The sequence below is a fragment of the Yoonia sp. F2084L genome, from assembly GCF_023015625.1.
Lineage (GTDB): Bacteria > Pseudomonadota > Alphaproteobacteria > Rhodobacterales > Rhodobacteraceae > Yoonia.
This window is the reverse complement of sequence record NZ_JALKAH010000003.1, coordinates 188,023-208,117: the sequence shown is the minus strand read 5'-3', so window position 1 is coordinate 208,117 and position 20,095 is coordinate 188,023. Positions and strand designations below refer to the sequence as shown.

General features: G+C 57.2%; 15 protein-coding genes, 1 tRNA gene and 1 riboswitch. Of the genes, 10 read left to right on the top strand and 6 right to left on the bottom strand.

All coding sequences use genetic code 11. The features are described from left to right. Nucleotides 1-16: 16 nt before the first annotated feature. Nucleotides 17-104, bottom strand: a riboswitch (glycine riboswitch). 158 nt (nt 105-262) lie between these two features. Next, nucleotides 263-667: a VOC family protein gene (locus tag MWU60_RS09690; RefSeq protein WP_247227067.1), complete on the top strand. Its 405-nt coding sequence runs from the start codon at nt 263-265 to the stop codon at nt 665-667. Nucleotides 668-680: 13 nt separating this feature from the next. Here the strand turns inward: MWU60_RS09690 and MWU60_RS09685 are convergent, their stop codons facing one another. Continuing rightward, nucleotides 681-1,118, bottom strand: coding sequence for an NUDIX hydrolase (locus tag MWU60_RS09685; RefSeq protein WP_247227066.1), 438 nt, complete (start codon nt 1,116-1,118; stop codon nt 681-683). A gap of 25 nt (nt 1,119-1,143) precedes the next feature. Here MWU60_RS09685 and MWU60_RS09680 point away from each other — a divergent pair, with 25 nt between their 5' ends. Together MWU60_RS09680 and MWU60_RS09675 are read left to right on the top strand one after the other, a co-directional pair. Continuing rightward, the gene (locus MWU60_RS09680) at nt 1,144-2,397 is read left to right on the top strand and encodes a DNA polymerase IV (protein WP_247227065.1); all 1,254 of its coding nucleotides are present in this window, start codon (nt 1,144-1,146) and stop codon (nt 2,395-2,397) included. Nucleotides 2,398-2,611: 214 nt separating this feature from the next. Beyond that, on the top strand, nt 2,612-4,126 hold the full coding sequence (locus tag MWU60_RS09675; RefSeq protein WP_247227064.1) for an ABC-F family ATP-binding cassette domain-containing protein: 1,515 nt from the start codon (nt 2,612-2,614) through the stop codon (nt 4,124-4,126). 29 nt (nt 4,127-4,155) lie between these two features. Here the strand turns inward: MWU60_RS09675 and MWU60_RS09670 are convergent, their stop codons facing one another. Next, entirely contained in the window at nt 4,156-7,755 is a 3,600-nt protein-coding gene (locus MWU60_RS09670) for a hydantoinase B/oxoprolinase family protein (protein WP_247227063.1), read from the bottom strand. Nucleotides 7,756-7,864: 109 nt separating this feature from the next. Here MWU60_RS09670 and MWU60_RS09665 point away from each other — a divergent pair, with 109 nt between their 5' ends. The 3 genes from MWU60_RS09665 (at nt 7,865) to MWU60_RS09655 (ending at nt 10,730) form a co-directional block, all read left to right on the top strand. Continuing rightward, on the top strand, nt 7,865-8,824 hold the full coding sequence (locus tag MWU60_RS09665; protein ID WP_247227062.1) for a TRAP transporter substrate-binding protein: 960 nt from the start codon (nt 7,865-7,867) through the stop codon (nt 8,822-8,824). Nucleotides 8,825-8,901: 77 nt separating this feature from the next. Continuing rightward, nucleotides 8,902-9,426 carry a TRAP transporter small permease gene (locus MWU60_RS09660; RefSeq protein ID WP_247227061.1) on the top strand — a complete coding sequence of 175 codons (525 nt, stop codon included), beginning with the start codon at nt 8,902-8,904 and terminating at the stop codon, nt 9,424-9,426. 2 nt (nt 9,427-9,428) lie between these two features. Further along, nucleotides 9,429-10,730 (top strand): TRAP transporter large permease subunit, encoded by a 1,302-nt coding sequence (locus tag MWU60_RS09655; protein WP_247227060.1) that lies wholly within the window; start codon nt 9,429-9,431, stop codon nt 10,728-10,730. On the opposite strand, the gene MWU60_RS09650 is transcribed toward MWU60_RS09655, so the two are convergent. Then, nucleotides 10,727-11,248: a winged helix DNA-binding protein gene (locus MWU60_RS09650; protein WP_247227059.1), complete on the bottom strand. Its 522-nt coding sequence runs from the start codon at nt 11,246-11,248 to the stop codon at nt 10,727-10,729. The genes MWU60_RS09655 and MWU60_RS09650 overlap by 4 nt on opposite strands. Before the next feature lie 470 nt (nt 11,249-11,718). Further along, nucleotides 11,719-12,582, bottom strand: a complete 864-nt coding sequence (locus tag MWU60_RS09640; protein ID WP_247227058.1) for an N-formylglutamate amidohydrolase — start codon at nt 12,580-12,582, stop codon at nt 11,719-11,721. A 154-nt stretch (nt 12,583-12,736) separates the two neighbouring features. Here MWU60_RS09640 and MWU60_RS09635 point away from each other — a divergent pair. The 4 genes from MWU60_RS09635 (at nt 12,737) to MWU60_RS09620 (ending at nt 15,627) form a co-directional block, all read left to right on the top strand. Beyond that, nucleotides 12,737-12,811: transfer RNA gene (locus tag MWU60_RS09635), tRNA-Val, on the top strand. A 77-nt stretch (nt 12,812-12,888) separates the two neighbouring features. Then, on the top strand, nt 12,889-13,014 hold the full coding sequence (gene ykgO, locus MWU60_RS09630) for a type B 50S ribosomal protein L36 (RefSeq protein ID WP_008231708.1): 126 nt from the start codon (nt 12,889-12,891) through the stop codon (nt 13,012-13,014). Between the two features lie 127 nt (nt 13,015-13,141). Continuing rightward, complete coding sequence (locus MWU60_RS09625) at nt 13,142-14,335, top strand: NADH:flavin oxidoreductase/NADH oxidase family protein (RefSeq protein ID WP_247227057.1); 1,194 nt, start codon at nt 13,142-13,144, stop codon at nt 14,333-14,335. A 98-nt stretch (nt 14,336-14,433) separates the two neighbouring features. Further along, a complete protein-coding gene (locus MWU60_RS09620) occupies nt 14,434-15,627 on the top strand; it encodes a DVUA0089 family protein (protein ID WP_247227056.1) in 1,194 nt (397 codons plus the stop codon). An 87-nt stretch (nt 15,628-15,714) separates the two neighbouring features. Here the strand turns inward: MWU60_RS09620 and MWU60_RS09615 are convergent, their stop codons facing one another. Both MWU60_RS09615 and fdhF read right to left on the bottom strand, forming a co-directional pair. Next, a complete protein-coding gene (locus MWU60_RS09615) occupies nt 15,715-17,190 on the bottom strand; it encodes a peptidoglycan-binding protein (protein ID WP_247227055.1) in 1,476 nt (491 codons plus the stop codon). 125 nt (nt 17,191-17,315) lie between these two features. Then, nucleotides 17,316-20,084 (bottom strand): formate dehydrogenase subunit alpha, encoded by a 2,769-nt coding sequence (gene fdhF / locus MWU60_RS09610; protein WP_247227054.1) that lies wholly within the window; start codon nt 20,082-20,084, stop codon nt 17,316-17,318. Nucleotides 20,085-20,095 lie beyond the last annotated feature (11 nt).

Here is a 20,095-nt window from a genome sequence, read left to right as displayed (position 1 = left end):
CTCTCTTCGGCGTGTTGCACCCCAACCGGTCCTTTTGCCTGAGAGTGACCGGGGCGGTTGCTCCTTCGGCGACGGACTGAACCGGTCTCTCCCGGTCAGCGTGTTTCCTATTGGAAACTCATAGACAGATTGTCGCACAAAGCAACCAAAATGTGCGGGTCATTTCCGCAGTACACCGGAAGTTTTGAATTACTTGATTTGACGGTATCATGAAGCAAGCTGCCAAAGCCAAATCTGGCGTTCATATGAATGGAAAATCGCCTTGCAAGACACAAATCAATCGCCGTTTGAAGCGATCCGCGCCATCGACTACACCGTCATCTTTGTGCGTGACATGGACGCGATGCAGCAATTCTATGAGAACGTTCTCCGATTTTCGATCAGTCGCAAACTATCTGAAAACTGGATCGAATACACTGTCGGCCCTAACACTTTTGTACTTTCAAGACCGGGTTACACGGCCAAGGATGACCCACTTCCTGAAGGGTCTGCCGCTCTACAGCTCGCCTTCAAGGTGACAGGGAGCCAAGTCGATGCATGCGCGGTCGAGTTGGCAAAACTTAACATACCGATTCTGTCACCCCCGACTGACAGGGATTTTGGTCATCGCACGTTGTTCTTCCGCGATCCAGATGGGAACCTGCTTGAGGTTTACGCAGAGATTTAGACTGAAGCTCTGATTAACCGGCCAAACCATCCGTTTCGGCCAGCCATTTCCGCAACCGCTGCCCGTAGGATGGCACCCGATCAGGCAGCGCCAGGAAGCCATCCAGATCATAAAGTGCCCAGCGCTGTCCTTCATCCCCAAAGACGATGTCTTCGACCGCAGCCGCCGGCAACTGCGCAACAAAAAACGCCACCCATTTGCTCGGATTGTAGTTGGCTGGAAATGCACTTTCCCAAAGCACTGCCGAGGCTGGCAAGATCAAACCCAACTCTTCATGCGTCTCGCGTGCAACAGTCTCAAACGGGGTTTCGCCCGGATCACGGCCTCCGCCGGGTAAATCCCAGAGGTTTGGGTAGGTGATATAGTGAAAGTCATCCCGCAGGATGCTGACGATTTGGTCCCCCAAAAACAGTGCAACCTTCGCCCCATCATGCGGCCCCGTTGTGTCCATATCCTACGCCTCGTACACTGTCGCCATGCCCGCTCTCTGCCGCGATTGCCTGACAACCTTTGATAGCGAAACCCGCTGTCCGCAATGCCGCAGCCCAAGGGTGACGCGGCACCCAGAGTTGTTCGATCTTACCATCGCACACATGGATTGCGATGCCTTCTATGCCTCTGTGGAAAAGCGCGACAATCCCGAACTGGCCGACAAACCCGTGATCATCGGCGGCGGGCGGCGTGGCGTTGTCTCAACCGCTTGCTATGTGGCCCGGATCAAGGGCGTAAAATCCGCGATGCCGATGTTCAAGGCGCTGAAACTCTGCCCAGAGGCCGTGGTCGTGCGACCCAATTTCGACGCCTATGTCGAGGCCTCCAAGGCGATCCGCGCAATGATGGATGAGCTGACACCCGTTGTCGAACCGCTCTCACTGGACGAGGCCTTCATGGACCTCACAGGCACCGAACGTCTGCACCATGCGCCGCCTGCGGTGATGTTGGCGCGGTTGATCAAGCGGATGAAGGATGAGTTGGGGCTGACGGGCTCTATCGGCCTCAGCCATAACAAGTTTCTGGCCAAAGTTGCCTCTGACCTCGACAAACCGCGTGGCTTTTCGATCATCGGGAAAGAGGAAACCACCGCCTTCCTGCGCCCTAAATCAGTGCGCCTGATCTGGGGGATCGGCCCCGCCGCACAAACCAGCCTGAACAACGCCGGTATCCGCACCTTCGACGATTTATTGCGCTGGGACCGACGCGATCTGCACGACCGTTTTGGCGGTATGGGCGAGCGGCTTTATAGCCTTGCGCGCGGTGAGGATGGGCGCAGGATTTCACCGCACAGCCCCGTCAAGACGCTGTCGAATGAGACGACCTTCAACGAAGATACAGGCGATGTGGATATCCTCGATGGACACCTCTGGCGCATGGCCGAGAAGGTCAGTGCGCGGGCGAAGGCCAAGGATAAGGCTGGGCGGGTTGTGATGCTGAAACTCAAGACCTCAGATTTTAAACTGATTTCCAAGCGGCAGAGCCTGCATCACCCGACCCAGATCGCCGATACGGTTTATCGAACGGCAAGAGGCTTGTTCGATCAGGTCAGTGGGCGCGGGCCATTCCGGCTGTTGGGGGTCGGGCTGTCGGATATCACCTCAAACGCAGATGCAGACCGCGAAGGTGATCTGCTTGATCCCGGCGCGCAAAAGCGGGCGCAGGCCGAAAAGGCCGCCGACAAAATCCGTGCACGGTTCGGGAAAGATGCCATCATCAAAGGGCGGGCATTGCGTTAAACGTAAGGTGGGTCTTGACCCACCTTACGTGCTGCACATACGGTTCCTTCAACAGTCACACGCAACAACAGGAGGACAGTGCTGAGCATGCGTATCACCCGTCGCCTTCAGCATGGTCCCCGTCCCGCCCTGTAAATCCGTTTGCAGGGCTGATCAGTCAACGGTCTGCCCCAAATGCCGTGCGCGGCGCATCTTTTTGTGACTGAGACTTCTTATGACCATCATCAACATCAATGCCCTTGGCGTGACCTTGGGCGATCCGCTTTTCACTGACCTCAATCTCACCATCTCCAAGGGCGACCGTATCGGATTGGTCGCCGCCAACGGGCGGGGCAAGTCCACGCTGATGGGTTGCATTGCCGGAACATTAGAACACACCACTGGCGACATCACCCGCGCGCGGGGCCTGCGCGTTGGATATGTTGAGCAATATGTGCCGACAGCGGCGCAGCAGGATACTCTTTATAATCTGGTCCTCGCGGCCCTCCCGCAAGAGCAAGCCGATTATGAGAGCTGGCGCGTGGATGTAGTGCTGGACGATCTGAAAGTGCCATATGAGTTGCAACAAAAGCCGGTCGCGGAACTCAGTGGCGGCTGGCAGCGCACCGCCCTTTTGGCCGCTGCATGGATCACCGAGCCTGATATTTTGCTGTTGGACGAACCCACCAACCACCTTGATTTGCACCGCATCGGTTTGCTGCAAGACTGGCTGGGTGCCTTGCCCCGCGACACTCCGGTGATCATCACCAGCCATGATCGTGCTTTTCTGGATGTAACGACAAACCGCACCCTGTTCTTGCGCGCCGAACGCAGCCGCGTCTTTCAACTGCCTTTCACAGAAGCCCGCGCCGCCTTGGCCGAAGCAGATGCCTCTGACGAACGTCGCTTTGCCAATGACCTCAACAAGGCCCAGCAATTGCGTAAGCAAGCGGCGAAGCTCAAGAACATCGGGATTAACTCTGGTTCCGATCTGTTGGTGAACAAAACCAAGCAACTCAGCGAACGCGCGGCCAAGATTGAGGCGGCGGCCAAGCCCGCGCATAGCGAACGGGGTGCGGGCGACATCAAGCTGATCAATAGCGGCACCCATGCAAAGGCGTTGATTGCGCTGGATGACGTGGGTGTCGAAACCCCAGATGGACGGCTGCTTTATACGACCGGCAAACAGTGGATCACGCAAGGGGATCGCGTCGTTTTGCTAGGCACGAATGGCACCGGCAAGACGCGACTGATCAAAATGATCCATCGCGCGATCGTGGATGAGGTAGCGGGCATCAAAAGCGCGCCAACGGTCGCTCTGGGCTATTCGGATCAACACCTCAGCCAGTTGGATGATGCTGACACACCGATGACTGCCGTCGCTGGGCAATTCGATGTGGGCGATCAGCGCGCACGCGGGTTGCTGGCCGGGGCCGGTGTGACCATCCAAATGCAGGATACAAAGATCGAGGCGCTCTCAGGCGGGCAAAAAGCGCGGCTTGCGATGCTCATCTTGCGGCTGAAACAGCCGAATTTCTATCTGCTGGACGAACCGACAAACCACCTCGATATCGAAGGGCAGGAAGCTTTGGAGGAGGAACTGATCCACCACGGCGCTGCCTGCCTGCTTGTCAGCCACGACCGCAGCTTCCTACGCAATGTGGGCACCAGGTTCTGGCAGATTGACCGGAAACGACTGGAGGAAGTGGACGATCCAGAGGCGTTCTTGGCGGGTGAGATGGTAGCGTAACGCGCAATACGAAGATCGGCATATGTGTGTTAGCGTGCTGGTCCGTAACCACCACCACCGGGCGATTTCAGAATGAACACGTCGCCCGATTGCATTTGCGCGACATCGTTGCCTTTGAGCCTTTCCAGCGTCCCATTTGCGCGCATGATCGCATTTTCACCTGTCTTGCCCGCACCCCCGCCTGCCGCCCCGTGCGGTGCGGTGATCCGGTGCGAGGTCAGAACGGTGACCGTCATCGGTTCGAGGAAGCACAGTTTGCGCTGGATGCCGTTGCCACCTGTGAACTGACCTGCACCACCGGACCCTGCACGGATCGAAAACTCATCCACGCGCACTGGAAACCGTGTCTCTAGAACTTCTGGGTCGGTCATCCGGGTGTTGGTCATATGGCTGTGGACGGCGCTTGCGCCGTCGAACCCATTGCCAGCACCCGTTCCGCCGCAGATAGTTTCATAGTTCTGGAACGTCTCATTGCCATAGACAAAGTTGTTCATCGTGCCCTGACTGCCCGCGATCACACCCAGTGCGCCATAAAGCGCGTCAGCGATGGCTTGGCTGACTTCTGTATTGCCAGAGATAACCGCGGCCGGGGTCTTTGGGTTAATCATTGATCCTTCGGGAATAATCAGGTGCAGGGGTTTCAGGCACCCTTCGTTCATCGGGATATTTGCGCCGACCAAAGTGCGGAACACATAGAGCACAACCGCATGGCAGATGGCGCTTGGTGCATTGTAGTTGAATGGGTCTTGCGGCGATGTGCCGGTGAAATCAATCGTCGCTTCGCGGGCGGATTTATCGACGGAAATCGCAACTTTGATCTGTGCGCCGCTGTCGAGCGGATAGGTGAAGGCGCTGTCGTGCAACACATCCAGCACGCGGCGCACGCTTTCTTCGGCGTTGTCCTGTACGTGGCGCATATAGGCATGCACGACGTCCAAACCAAACTGGCGGGTGATCTTTTGCAGTTCCTGCACGCCTGTCGCGTTGGCTGCGATCTGAGCCGCAAGGTCCGCCATGTTCTGGTTGATATTGCGACAAGGGTATTTACCGGAGCCGAGCAACTCGCGCGCGGCGGCGTCTTGGAGTACGCCTTGTTTGACCAGCAGGAAATTGTCGATCAGCACACCTTCGTGGTCGATATGGGTGCTGTCCGGTGGCGCAGAGCCGGGGGTTGTGCCGCCGATATCGGCGTGATGCCCGCGGGATGCGACGGTGTAGATGATATTGTCGCCGGTGTCGTCAAACACCGGGGTGATCACCGTAACATCGGGCAGGTGCGTGCCGCCGTTATAGGGGTTGTTCATCATAAAGACGTCACCGGGACGGATATTGCCCGCATTCTGCGCCAAGATTGTACGCACACTTTGGGACATTGACCCAAGGTGGACCGGCACATGCGGTGCGTTGGCAACCAGATCGCCTGCCGCATCAAAGATCGCGCAGGAGAAGTCGTAACGCTCTTTGATGTTGACGGAATACGCTGTGTTCGCAAGCGTTGCGCCCATTTGCTCTGCAATCGACATGTAAAGATTGTTGAACACTTCGAGCATGACAGGATCGACAGACGTACCGATCGCCTCTTGCCGGTCCAGCGGGACAACCCGGCGCAAAACCAGATTGCCACCCAATTCGCAGGTTGCTTCCCAACCGGCCTCAACAATGTTTGTACCAGTCGGTTCGGTCAGAATGGCGGGGCCTTTGATAGTGTCGCCAGCACCAAGCGTGGTCCGGTCGACCAGCGGCACATCGCACCATGCACCGCCGCTGAACATGGTGGCGTTTGCGGTTTGGGCGCGTGCTTGCGCGGTGTTAGGTATTGTCACCTGTTCACCGGTTGATCCAATCGCCTCTGCGGTCAGCAGATCAATGATAAGCTCGGCGTATTCGGGGACAAAACCAAAGCGTTGTTGGTGGGCCTGTGCAAAACTTGCGGCCATCTGCGCGGGATCGCCAAAGGGCACCTCAAGCGTTTGGTGCGCGCCACTGGTGCGTATATGTGCAACAGCAACCGTGTGAAGCGAATGCTCAGAAATGCCTTGCGCCCGCACTTCAGCCTCAGCATCACGTGTTAAGGTCTGCACGGCGTCACGGGCGGCTGCAATGTCATCAATCGAACGGGCGAATTGCAATTCGCGGATCGCGCGTACATCGGCCAGCCCCATGCCAAAGGCGGACAGAACGCCAGCAAATGGATGGATGAAAATGCTTTCCATCCCAAGTGCATCCGCGACAAGGCAGGCATGTTGTCCGCCCGCGCCACCAAAGCAGTTCATTGTATATCGGGTGACATCATAGCCACGCTGTACGCTGATTTTCTTGATTGCATTGGCCATGTTTTCGACGGCAATCCGTAGAAAACCTTCGGCGATATCCTCGACCGATTTATCGCTGCCGATCTCCGTAGCAAGGGCGTCAAACTTCGTCCGCACGATATCCGCATCAAGCGGTTGATCGGCGTTTGGTCCAAATACAGCGGGGAATTGATCTGGCTGGAGTTTACCGAGCAGAACATTGCAATCGGTAACTGTCAGCGGGCCGTCACGGCGATAGGATGCAGGACCCGGATTGGCACCTGCACTTTCAGGGCCGACCTGCATGCGTCCGTCTTTGTAGGACAGGATCGACCCGCCGCCTGCCGCGACCGTATGGATCGACATCATCGGCGCGCGCATTCGCACGCCCGCGACCTCGGTCTCGAACGACCGTTCAAATTCACCGGCGTAGTGGCAGACATCCGTCGAGGTACCACCCATGTCAAAGCCGATCAGTTTTTCAAACCCAAGGTCCGCCGCCGTGCGCACCATGCCGACGACACCGCCAGCCGGTCCCGACAGGATTGCGTCTTTGCCTTGAAACATCCGCGCATCGGTCAACCCACCATTGGACTGCATGAACATCAGGCTGTCGCATCCGCCATCTGAAGACCCAAGCGCATCGGCCACTTGCGCGACATAGCGGCGCAAAATGGGGGAGAGGTAGGCGTCAACAACGGCTGTATCAGCACGCGACACCAGTTTGATGAGTGGGCTTGCCTGATGGCTCAGCGATACTTGGTCAAACCCGGATTGGCGCGCCATTTTGCCCAACCGCTTTTCGTGATCGGTATAGCGGTAGCCGTGCATGAGGGCGATTGCGACGGATCTGAAGCCTTTGCCATAGGCGCGAGACAGCGCTTCACGGGCGTGGGCCGTATCCAGCGGTACGATGATTTCCCCTTCGGCACCAACGCGTTCTTCAACTTCTATAACGTGATCATAAAGCAGTTCGGGAAGCTTGATATTCAGATCAAACAGGTTCGGGCGGTTCTGATAGCCAATCCGCAAAAGGTCTTTCATACCTTTGGTGATCATCAGAACCGTGGGTTCGCCTTTGCGTTCCAACAAGGCGTTGGTTGCCACGGTTGTACCCATTTTTACAGCGGATATCTGACCTGCTGGAATGACCTCACTCGGTTTCATGCCAAGCAGCGCGCGGATACCGTGAACCGCAGCATCTGCATAGGCCTCAGGGTTCTCCGACAAAAGCTTATGTGTGCGCAGTGCACCATCTGGCCTACGTGCGACGATATCGGTGAAGGTGCCACCACGATCGACCCAGAACTGCCATTTGCTCTCGCTGGAAAAACTCATCTATGCTGCTCCGAATCAATTTGTTGTTGCTTTATGGATATAACACTGACAAATTGTCAACGTAATGAAATCGAATAGATTCGCACGCACCAACATCGGAGAGAACCACATGAAACATTTTCTAATCGGCGCAGCCGCTTTGACGCTGACCACCGCCGCCCATGCTGAAAGCTGGGACATGCCCACGCCCTATGGCGACACCACCTTCCACACACAGAACATCATGCAATTCACAGACGATGTGCGCGCGGCAACGGATGGCGGATTGGACATTACGATCCACTCAGCGGGCTCGCTGTTTCCCCATTCTGAAATCAAAGGTGCTGTACGCAACCGGCAGGTTCCGATGGGTGAGTTCTTCCTATCCACCCTATCAAACGAAGACCTGGCCTATGGCCTTGATAGTCAGCCATTTGTCGCCACAAGCTATGAAGACGCAGCCAAGCTTTGGGACGCGCAGCGCCCAGTGGTCACCGAATTGCTGGCAGAACAAGGGCTCATGCCGCTGTTCTCCGTGCCTTGGCCACCGCAAGGGCTTTATACCAATGGCGAAATTGCAACCGTGGCGGATCTGAACGGGCTGCGGTTCCGTGCCTATAATGCGGCTTTGGAAGAATTCGCAGCACTTGCGGGTGCAGCCCCGGTGCAGGTCGAAGCCTCTGACATCCCGCAGGCGTTTGCCACCGGTCAGGTCGCGGCCATGATTACGTCGCCATCTACCGGCGTCAATTCAACGGCCTGGGATTTCGTCACGCACTACAGCCCGATCAACGCCTGGGTGCCCAAGAACATCGTTGTTGTGAACCAGCGCATGTTCGACGGCCTTGATGCAGACACGCAAGCAGCGGTTATTGCCGCTGCCGAAACGGCGCAGACCCGCGGCTGGGAGATGTCCGCCGCAGAAGCAGAAACCATGACGGCCGCCTTGGCTGAAAACGGCATCACCGTCTATGAGCCAAGCGCGGAACTGGTCGAAGGCTTGCAGGGCATCGGTGCCACAATGCTGGAAAACTGGCAGACCAATGCGTCTGAAAGCGCCGCGGCGATCCTGCAAGCCTATCAGCAGTAAAGTATCCTCCCTGACTGGTCGGCAGCCCTGTAGGGCTGTCGGCCACTTTTCGTTTCATAATTAGGGGTACAGGCGTCATGGGCCGCACACTTCAAAAGCTATACGATATCTGCGGAGCGATTGCCGGGGGGCTGATCTTGCTGATCTGCCTGCTAATTTCGGCCCAAATCGTTCTGAACGGATTTGGGCGGCTTAGTCCCGGTACATTGCCATCGACCATTCCGTCTTATGCCGACTTTTCCGGATTTATGTTAGCAGGCGCTACGTTTTTGGCTTTGGCGCATACTTTGCGCGCTGGGGGACATATACGCGTGAACCTCGTTACCGGACGCTTGCCAATGCGACTTCAGTTCTTTGCCGAGGCTGTTGTGCTGGTGATCGCCATCTTGCTTGTCGGATTTGCCACATGGTTCATGGGAGGCTTGGTCCTTGAGAGCCTGCACTACGGCGATGTGTCCACAGGGATCGTCCCGGTCGCACTTTGGATACCCCAAAGCATCGCGGCTTTTGGGATGGGGCTGCTGCTGTTGGCTTTGGTACATACGCTGGTTGATTTGATCCAAGCGGGCAAACCCATTCTTTCAACTCCGGATGAGGTATAGCCATGTCTGATCCTATGATCGGCCTTACCTTACTGGCCCTTTTGATCGCGCTGCTTGCGTCCGGCGTCTGGGTTGCCATTTCGCTGTCTTTGGTGGGGCTTGCGGGCCTTGTGTTTTTCTCGAACGCGCCATCTGGGTTGATCCTCGCGACGACCTTTTGGGGCCATTCCCATAGTTGGGCGCTGACGGCACTGCCGCTTTTTATCCTTATGGGAGAAATTCTGCTGCGATCCCGGATCAGTGACGACATGTTTACAGGGCTCGTCCCGTGGCTGAGCCGCGCGCCGGGACGGTTGCTGCATGTGAACGTCTTTGGCTGCGCAATTTTTGCGGCTGTCTCGGGGTCGTCAGCGGCAACGGCTGCCACAATCGGTCGCATGTCAGTGCCAGAACTGACCAAGCGCGGCTATCCCGAAAGCCTGATCTTGGGCACATTGGCAGGATCAGCCACTTTGGGCCTGTTGATCCCGCCCTCCATTATCTTGATCGTCTATGGCGTCGCAACAGAGCAATCCATCGCCCGCCTGTTCATCGCGGCCATCATTCCGGGCCTGATGATCCTGGCGCTGTTCGCGGGCTATGTGGCGGTGCGCGCATGGATGAACCCCGCGTTGATCCCAGCCATTGACGAGACGTTTTCCTTCAAACAAAAGATTATGGCCTCAAGGCGGTTGATCCCCGTTGCACTGCTCATCGGTGGCGTAATCGGGTCGATCTATGGCGGACTGGCATCGCCCACCGACGCGGCGGCGCTTGGCGTGGTGCTGGCAACGATCCTTGCATGGGCGTCCGGGTCATTTAGCTGGAAACTGTTCGGGCAGGCCGTGATGTCGGCCACCCGAACGTCCTGCATGATTGCGCTGATCCTTTTGGGAGCCGCATTTCTATCGGTGTCCATGGGCTTTACCGGTTTGCCACGTAATCTGGCGGCATGGATTTCTGACATGAACTTATCAGTGCCAGTCTTGCTGTTTGCACTGACGATATTCTTTATCATCTTGGGCTGCTTTCTAGACGGTATCTCGGTGATAGTGCTGACCACATCCATCATTATGCCAATGATTACGGCTGTCGGTATCGACCCACTTTGGTTCGGCATCTATCTGGTCATTGTCGTTGAGATGAGCCAGATCACCCCACCCGTCGGGTTCAACCTGTTTGTCATTCAAGGTTTGACGGGGATCGACATACTTAGGATCGCGAAAGCAGCATTTCCATTTTTCCTGCTGTTATTGCTAGGTGTTCTGCTGATCTGCATGTTCCCGCAGATCGTCACGATCCTGCCCACCTACATGAGCAGTTAAAGCGATGCAGCCGCGCGGCTGGCCTGATCATATTGCCCCGAAAAGGCGCGCAGGCTGGCCGCGATATCGCGCATCTCTTCACTGCTGATATCAAGGCGTGACAAGCCATCCAGGAAACACCTCTCGCGGACGACGCGGTAGGCTTCGCATAGCGCGCTGCCTGTTTCAGACGTGCTGTAAAAGACCTCTTTGCCGCGCTTGTCAGAAGTAAGAAGTTCCATTTTCATCAACTTGCGCAGGGCGTAGTTGACGGTATGGGTGTCTTCAATGTTCAGCAGAAAACAGATGTCCGTCAGGCGCTTGTCGCGTCCACGGTGATTTGCGTTATGAAGCACAAGGATTTCAAGCGGTGTCAGATCGGTGTTGCCAGCCGCTGACATGCAACGGGTCATCCAGCGGGAAAAAGCGTTGTAGGCGATGATCATGCCATACTCGACTTCTGACGATTCCCAACCATCACCTTCGGCAAGGTGACGTGAGGAAACGATGCGCCGCTTTGGGTCAGTGTTTTCTGGCATGGCTCTTATCTTTCGTATTTTGCTTGCATAAAGTAAGTAATATATTGACTTTTTGCAATCATGCGAAACGCTTGGCTGCGCTTTCGAGAGAATTTCTTTCATATAAGACATCCTCCGCACAACTTGGCAAAGACTGTCTCTTTGGCGAGCAGCACAACAGTGTGGGGTCGCGTGAAGGTTTCGGGTCTTACGGTAAATCAGTGTGACTGTTGTTCGCGGCATCCAATGCGTGCCATATCCACTTGGATCAAAACCAATAGCTGAGACCCAGTTCCAGAAGGTCGGCTTGTGCGCAAACTGTGAATTCGCTGCGTGATCCTCGCTGCGGTCTGCCGGAATGACCGTTTCTTGCGCTGCATAGCGGCGTCACATTCTTCGCTCGCGTGGCACTTTTGACGATGCGTGCGCATGCAGCGAGGACATCGAATTCACAGGTTGGCTCAAATCAGAGCTTAATGTCGACAGCGTCCCTACTCGGCGGCTACCTTCTGTTCACCGGCCACACCAATACCCGCCACTTCCGCGATCACACCAGCCATCAGCGTCTGGAAAGCCTCGAAATCTCCATTCAGCTCCAGCGTCCGTTCATTCATATAGAGCGCCCGGTCAATCTCAACTTGGATGGCGTGTTGTTGCCGCGAAGGTCGTCCGTAGTGTTGCGTAATGAAGGCACCTGCAAAGGGCATGTTGCGCGCGACCCGCAGACCGGCACTAGCGAATGCGGCCTCGACCTGCTCTACAATTGACCCTGCCGCAGCCGAGCCGAACCGATCCCCAAGCACCACATCAGGCCGCGCGCTGCCGGGAGGGCCTACATTTTCAAGCGCTTCATGCGGCATGGAATGGCAGTCGATCAGAATTGCCTCGCCAAAAGCATTAAAGCTTTCGTCTAGCAGCGTTTGCAATTGGTCATGGTAAGGGCGCCAATAGTTCGCAATGCGCTGATGTGCTTCAACCAAGGTCAGCTTGCCACGATAAATGTGGCGGCCATTGGCGACGACGCGAGGGATCACACCAAGGCCACTGGCGATACGGGGATTGTGGGCGCTGCGCCGCACACCTTCGATCAAGGCCGAGTCCAACTCGTCCGCGCCGCGGTTCAGATCAAGATATGCCCGCGGAGCCGTTGCTGTCAGAAGCGGCGCGCCGTTTGCAGGCACCGCTGCAAACAGTTGATCTACGAAGGCATCTTCGGACGATCGGATTTCGCTTGCATTCAACACCGCCCGACGCAGAAACGACGCGGGGTAATCGCGCCCGCTGTGCGGGGACGCAAAAACAACACTCGTGGTACGTGTTTCAGGTTGGGCCAGTTTAAACGCGGTGTTAAGCAAGAATTTCGTCCCTTCGTGCCAATAGATAGCGTGCTTTTGGAAAATTCCAAAAGGCCTTGATCCCTCTCACGACTCCTTTTATAGACCGCACGACTGACGCGGTTCGCCCCGCGTCCTATTTCGTTATGGGACGCAGGCGATACGCAGACGACATGGATGATTAGCTCAGCGGTAGAGCACTTCGTTGACATCGAAGGGGTCACTGGTTCGATCCCAGTATCGTCCACCACGAATTCGCCGGGCTTTCGGGCCTGAAACGTAACCCAAGGCGCAAATCGCGCGCCGCGACAGATAGGATACGAGACCATGAAGGTACGTAACTCACTCCGCTCGCTCAAGCAGCGCCACCGCGATTGCCGCATCGTGCGCCGTAAGGGCCGCGTCTATGTGATCAACAAGACGCAACGCCGGTTCAAAGCCCGTCAGGGCTAAACCTGCGATAAGAAGATTTTCGAAAAGGGTCGTACCGCTGGTACGACCCTTTTTCGTTTTCACCGATCTGTGCGGCAAGTAAGGTGGATCATGATCCACCTTACCCCACCTCTGGACCCAACCTGACATGCAGATAGACCCGCTTTTCGCTCCTTTGACTCTGCCTTGTGGTGTCACTTTGAAGAACCGGCTCGCAAAATCTGCGATGTCGGATGCGCTCGGTGATGGGCGCGGCAATCCAACGCCTGCGCAGATCAGGCTTTACGAACGCTGGGCAGAAGGCGGCGTCGCCTTGTCTATCGTGGGCGAGGTGCAGGGCGACCCCCATGCGGCAGAGAAACCCGGCAACCTCGTCTTGGGGCCGCAGTCTGACGATAGGTTGCTGCGCGCATTGACCCAGCGCGCTTCGGTGAATGGGTCTTTGCTTTTTGCCCAGCTTGGTCATGCCGGCGCCATGACCCATCCGCCAATCGGCGCGCCAAGAGGCCCCAGCGCATTGACTTTACCGGGCCTAACCTGTGCCGCGTTGACGATTAAAGAAATCGAGGCCCTTCCTGCACAGTACGCCCGTACAGCCCAACACGCCAAAGCGGTTGGGTTTGGCGGCATTCAAATCCACGCAGCCCACGGATTTCTGCTCAGCCAATTCCTGTCGCCGCTTTTCAACAAACGCGATGATGCATATGGCGGTACCCTGACAAACCGGGCCCGCCTGCTGTTGCAGGTGATCAAAGCCGTGCGTGCCGCTGTTGGTCCCGCCTTCCCCATCGCCATCAAACTGAATGCCACCGATCAGTTGGAAGGTGGTTTTGCTGAAAGTGATGTGCTCGCGGTCATTACCATGCTAGATCAGACGTCGATTGATCTGATCGACATCAGTGGCGGGACCTACTATCCGGGTGCCAAATCAGCCTCGGACAGTGCCGGAGGTGGTCCGTACTTTGCACAGTTCAGCCGGGCAGCACGCGCTGAAACGACCAAACCCTTGATGATCACCGGCGGGTTCAAAACGGCCCGGCAGGCCCTGCAAGTGCTGGAGGATGGTGATGCGGATATGATCGGTGTTGCGCGCGGGTTTATCATTGATCCCCATCTGCCCCGGACATGGCGCGCCCGCGAGGGCGAGGTTGTTTTCCCCCGTTTCATTGATCCGCCCGAGGGTGGTATCACCGCGTGGTATACCCAGCAATTAACCCGTATCGGTAACGATCAACACGTTGACCCGGATGCTGACCTTGCGGTGGCCGTCGCAGAATACAACGCCCGCGACGCAGCGCGTGCCCCTTTGTGGAACGCACAATTTGGCGCGCCGCGAAGGTAGGGTTTTCGCCACTTTCTCTGATCTGCCCTAGCCATTCCTGTCGCACTCACGTTACCTTCTGCCCAACGATCATGTGCAACCACAAAGGACCCTGCCCCATGACCCCCCTGAAATTGAAGACACCCGCTATCGCCGCATTGATGCTTGGCGTCGCAACACCCGCCATCGCGCAGGATATGTGCGGCGGATTTGGTGACAATGGTATTTGGATCGGTGGTGATGAAGCCTCATCTGATATCGCAACGGCGGACAGCTACCGCGAGCAGATGGCACTGGTTCTGGGTGGAAACGAATATGTGTCGCTATTCACACTATCGGCCCCGACAGACGTGCGTGTTGAGGCCGCAGGGCGCGGTTCGGGTGATCCGATTATTGACCTGATCGACAGCACCGGGGGCGTTATTCTGTCTGATGACGATTCTGGCGGTAACGCCGCATCGCGGGCAGAGACATACTTGGAGGCCGGAACCTACTGCATGTCGATGCGCAGCTACGATGGCGGTCCAATGACCGCCTTTGTGCGTGTGGGCCGGCAGGATCAAGAGCCGTTGACCGATGGTGTCGCGTCCGGCGGTGACGTGTCCACGGGAAGTTGTGATGAGGCCGTGCCATTTGGTGCGCTTGGGACGACCAACGCCGCATCCGTCGATGACACCCCATACTGGAGCTTCACGCTGGACACCGAAACACCGATCACCATTACAGCCGAGAACGAATCTGCTGACCCGGTGATTACCCTTTATGGTCCGGGCGAGGTTTATATCGACGAGAACGACGACTACGACGGGCTGAACTCTCGCCTTGATGTAACCGACGGTTTGGCACCCGGCACCTATTGCCTTGCGGTCGCAGCACTCAGCGATGACAGCGCACCGATCACCGTCAACATCAGCGCATACGATCCCGAAGAGGCCCTGCGCAACCTTTACGCCCGTGGCGAAGCGGCCCCGCCGCTTGATGGCAGCGTGCAGGTCACTGATCTGGGTGTTTTGACATCGCGCGTGCGCCAGGATGTGCAGGCCTCAGAAGACGTTTCATGGTTCAGCGTTGATTTTGCAGACCCCGGCCTGTTGGTGGTTGAGGCGATTGCCAATGGCAACAGTGATCCATGGTTGGTTATCTATGATGATCTAGGGCGTCAGGTCGGACAGAATGACGACTATGGCGACGGGCTTGATAGTCTGATCGCGGTGCGTCTGCAGCCGGGCATCTACATCATTGGCGTGCGCCAGTACGAGGGCGGTCAGGGGTTCATCAGGTTGTTGGCAGAGCGGTACGTGCGGGCGCAGTAAGCCCCCGTCACTGGAATAAAAAGGGGCGTGTCAGTTGCTGACACGCCCCTTTTTATGGGAAAGTGAGGGGAGCCTGCCCGTCCTTCATCACCGCCCGAAAGTATCTGCCAGAAGCCTTGCCAACGTCGGCTGATCAAGGAACCCAGTGGCCGTCAGATTGCCCTGTGCCTGATATCTGCTGATGGCACGGCGCGTGCTGTCGTCAAATCGACCGTCCACCGGGCCGGGATTGAACCCAAGTTGCGACAAACGGTTTTCGATCAAACGCCGCAAGACAGGATTGATGTTGAGCGCCTGCTCCCGCGCGCGTGCCTCGTCATTATTCGTCTCTTCCACTGCGGCCAGTTTGCTGCGCGCCTCGCCTGCAAAAATACCTTCAGGATACCGGTCGAGATACGCGCGATAGCCTGCATTTGTCCCGCGCGCACCTGTCTCTTCCCAATAGTCGCGGTCAAGCGCGATGGCTTCCTCACGCGCGCGCTCTTCCTCGGCTTCGGCCTCAGCCGCGCGACGGCCGGCTTGGGCATCAAGACGGTTGATCTGCTCGGTCGTCAAAAATGAGGTCTGCGTAAAACCGTTGCTTTGCTGCCAGTTGCGGATCGCTGCGCGTGATCCGGGGCCAAAGATACCATCAACACCGCGTGTATTAAAATCCAGCAAGGTCAGGTTGCGCTGAATGGCGCGGCGTTCGTTGCGTGTCAGGTTCAGCCCGTCTTCTTCAATCTCGGCAAGACGGATCGGGTCACGTTCGATCTGATCAAGCCTGCGGCGCGCTTCAGCGGCATAAGGACTGCGCGGGTTATCAAAGATGAAATCGCGATAGCTATCCGCGGTATTGGCCTCTTGTGCGTCATTCCATGCGCGCAGGCTGGGGATTGTCCCGCCTGACGATGGGGTAGATGGTGTCTCTGCGCCCTGCGGCTGCATGATAAGCGTTTGCGGCGTATAACCCGTTGCATTCAAACGGCGGCTATCACGGACGAATTCCATCACGTTTTCACCGGGAACCGTCAGCGCGTCTAGCACCACACCATCGGTCATGTCGGGTTCACCATAAAGAACCGTCACACCTTGGGGCACATCAAGACGCCCGACGCCTTGGCGCAAATAGGCACCGATTTCGCCATCCGCATCCTGATCAAACCCGAGGATCAGAACCGCCTGCCCCGGCGCTTGTGACAGTACGTGCATAACCATTTCGATGGATACGGCATCGTCCAGACCGAAAGGCGAAGGACGGTCCGCATCCCTGGCCAAGAACCAACTACGCGTTCCATCAGTGACAAAGCGCCCGGCCAGACCAATAACAAGACGATCCGCATCCGTTGCATCAACGGCAAACCGTTCCAACAGGCGGTCCATGTCGCTGCCCGCACCATTTGCCAGCGTACTGACAGCGTAACCCGCATCGCGCAGCGCGTCGGCTGAATTCAGGACGTCCTGCCCGTTGCTGACCCGCCGAAACTCATCATAGCGCGACACGCCCATCAGCAAGGCAGCGTCATCCGCCATTGCTGGCAATGCAAGGCCCGTCAGGGCGGCGATCAGGGTCAGTTTGCGCATGGCGCGTCTCCTTTAGTTATTCATGCATGGGCGCGCAGAAAGCGCACCATGCACCAAACAGGCTAGGCCAGTGCAGGGCTGCTATTCAATAGCGTGGAATAAACCAAAGGCAGATGGGCCGATTGTTACTCTGCCGCGACCTGTCCATTCGCCTTTTCGACTCTTACCGCGGAGAACTTGAACTCTGGGATCTTGCCGTAAGGATCGACCGCCGGGTTCGTCAAAACATTCGCGGCCGCTTCGACATAGGCGAAAGGTACGAACACCATATCGGGGGCGACTGCGCGGTCTTCGCGCGCCATGATCGTGATGCTGCCGCGGCGGGTGGACAGCGTGACAAGACCACCCGGTTCAACCCCCAGCTTTCGCAAGGTCGAGGGATGCAAGGAACAGTTCGCCTCGGGCTCAACCGCGTCCAGCACCTTTGACCGCCGTGTCATGGACCCGGTATGCCAGTGTTCCAACTGCCGCCCGGTGGTCAGGATCATCGGGTATTCTGCATCGGGTGTTTCATCTGGTGCGATCACGCTGGCGGGTGTGAATTTCGCCCGCCCGTTTTCGCGCGGAAAACCGTCACCGAACACGATCGGCTGGCCGGGATCTGTCGGCGACAGCGACGGGTAGGTCACCGCATTCTGCTCTTCCAGCCGGTCCCATGTGATGTTGCTCAGCGACTTCATCGACAGCGCCATCTCGGTGAAGACTTGGGAGGGATGGGTATATGCCCAGCTGAGGCCAAGCCGTTTGGCCAGCTCTGTGGTGATCCACCAATCCTCTTTCGCGTCGCCGGGTGGCGGCACCGCAGGGCGGCCCATTTGTACTTGGCGATTGGTGTTCGTGACCGTTCCCGACTTTTCCGCAAAGGCCGAGGCAGGCAGGATCACATCAGCGTAGTTTGCCGTTTCGGTGATAAAAATATCCTGCACAACAAGGTGTTTGAGTTTCGCCAGCGCATCGCGCGCATGTTCAACGTCTGGATCGGACATCGCTGGATTTTCGCCCAGAATATACATGCCGTGGATGTCGCCTGTGTGCACCGCATCAAGGATTTCCGTGACCGTCAGGCCCTTGTTGGGGTCAATCGACCCCTCCTGCCAAATCTCCTGAAAGGCAGAGCGCACACCATCATCGCCCACAGGCTGATAATCAGGCAGAAACATCGGGATCAGCCCGGCATCAGACGCACCCTGTACGTTGTTCTGACCGCGCAGCGGGTGCAGGCCAGCGCCGGGGCGCCCCACTTGACCGGTCATCAGCGCAAGGCTGATCAGGCAGCGCGAATTGTCGGTGCCGTGGATGTGTTGGCTGACACCCATGCCCCAGAAAATCATTGCGGCCTTGGCACCTGCGAAAGTGCGTGCGACATCGCGCAGGGTCTGGGCGGGGATGCCGCAGATACCTTCCATTTTCTCGGGCGTGAAGTCCGCCAGATGCGCTTTCTCGGCCTCCCAATTCTCGGTGTAGGCTTCGATGTATTGACGATCGTAAAGCTCTTCTTCGACAATCACATGCATGATCGCATTCAGCATCGACACATCAGCGCCGGGCCGGAATTGCAGCATATGCGAAGCAAACCGCTTGAGCGCCTGACCGCGCGGGTCCATCACAATCAGCTTGCCACCGCGTTTGGTGAACTGCTTGAAGTAGGTCGCAGCAACCGGATGGTTTTCGATCGGGTTGGCCCCGATGACAATGGCGACATCAGCGTTTTCAATCTCGTTGAAGGTTGCAGTTACAGCGCCTGAGCCGACATTTTCCATCAGCGCCGCAACAGAGGATGCATGGCACAGTCGCGTGCAGTGGTCGACGTTGTTGTGCCCGAAGCCTTGGCGGATCAGTTTCTGGAAAAGATAGGCTTCTTCATTGGTGCATTTGGCCGACCCGAACCCCGCAACGCCCTTGCCGCCAATGTCCTTCATGCCCTTGGCTGCAAAGTCGAGCGCTTCTTCCCAACTCGCTTCGCGGAAGTGCGTTTGCCAGTTGGCTGGGTCCACATTGAGACCCTTTGCAGGCGCATCTTCGCGGCGGATCAGAGGTTTGGTCAGGCGGTGATCATGGTGGATGTAATCGAACCCGAACCGCCCTTTGACGCAAAGACGCCCTTCGTTGGCTGGGCCGTTGATCCCTTCGACAAATTTGACCTTGTTGTCTTTGATCTTCAGCGACACCTGACAGCCAACACCGCAGAACGGGCAAACGCTTTCGACCTCGCGGTCATAATCCTTGGTGTCGCCCATCTGTTTTTCATCCGTGACGGTCGCGGGCAGCAATGCCCCCGTTGGACAAGCCTGCACGCATTCACCACAGGCCACGCAGGATGACGCGCCCATTGGGTCGTCCATGTCGAACACCGGATAGGCGGTGCCGCCGCGCCCGGCCATGCCGATCACGTCGTTGACTTGCACTTCACGACAGGCGCGCACGCAAAGACCACATTGGATGCAAGCGTCAAGGTTCACCGACATCGCAACGTGGCTGTCGTCAAGCAGCGGGATGTGGTCGGGGTCTTTCGCCGGAAAGCGGCTGTCGCTGACGTCTTGCGTCGCGGCCATGTTCCATAAATGGGATGACTTGTCGTGTGCAACCTCTTGGGCTGGCTGATCCGCAACCAGCAGTTCCATGACCATCCGGCGCGCCTGTTTCTCACGCGGCTGATCGGTGGTCACAACCATACCTTCGGACGGTTCACGGATACAACTCGCAGCCAACGTGCGCTCGCCTTCAATAGCGACCATGCATGCCCGGCAATTGCCGTCAGACCGATAGCCCGGCGCGGGCTTGTGGCACAGATGCGGGATGATAAGGCCGCGTCCGTTGGCCACTTCCCAGATCGTTTCACCCGGTGCGGCGGTCACGGACTGGCCGTCGAGCGTGAAGGTAATGTGGTCTGACATGCGCGTTCTCC

Bases quoted from the DNA above. Each gene is read 5' to 3' on its own strand.
- MWU60_RS09685 (WP_247227066.1), bottom strand. From the start codon at position 1,118: ATGGACACAACGGGGCCGCATGATGGGGCGAAGGTTGCACTGTTTTTG.
- MWU60_RS09680 (WP_247227065.1), top strand. From the start codon at position 1,144: ATGCCCGCTCTCTGCCGCGATTGCCTGACAACCTTTGATAGCGAAACC.
- MWU60_RS09675 (WP_247227064.1), top strand. From the start codon at position 2,612: ATGACCATCATCAACATCAATGCCCTTGGCGTGACCTTGGGCGATCCG.
- MWU60_RS09670 (WP_247227063.1), bottom strand. From the start codon at position 7,755: ATGAGTTTTTCCAGCGAGAGCAAATGGCAGTTCTGGGTCGATCGTGGT.
- MWU60_RS09665 (WP_247227062.1), top strand. From the start codon at position 7,865: ATGAAACATTTTCTAATCGGCGCAGCCGCTTTGACGCTGACCACCGCC.
- MWU60_RS09660 (WP_247227061.1), top strand. From the start codon at position 8,902: ATGGGCCGCACACTTCAAAAGCTATACGATATCTGCGGAGCGATTGCC.
- MWU60_RS09655 (WP_247227060.1), top strand. From the start codon at position 9,429: ATGTCTGATCCTATGATCGGCCTTACCTTACTGGCCCTTTTGATCGCG.
- MWU60_RS09650 (WP_247227059.1), bottom strand. From the start codon at position 11,248: ATGCCAGAAAACACTGACCCAAAGCGGCGCATCGTTTCCTCACGTCAC.
- ykgO (WP_008231708.1), top strand. From the start codon at position 12,889: ATGAAGGTACGTAACTCACTCCGCTCGCTCAAGCAGCGCCACCGCGAT.
- MWU60_RS09625 (WP_247227057.1), top strand. From the start codon at position 13,142: ATGCAGATAGACCCGCTTTTCGCTCCTTTGACTCTGCCTTGTGGTGTC.
- MWU60_RS09620 (WP_247227056.1), top strand. From the start codon at position 14,434: ATGACCCCCCTGAAATTGAAGACACCCGCTATCGCCGCATTGATGCTT.
- MWU60_RS09615 (WP_247227055.1), bottom strand. From the start codon at position 17,190: ATGCGCAAACTGACCCTGATCGCCGCCCTGACGGGCCTTGCATTGCCA.
- fdhF (WP_247227054.1), bottom strand. From the start codon at position 20,084: ATGTCAGACCACATTACCTTCACGCTCGACGGCCAGTCCGTGACCGCC.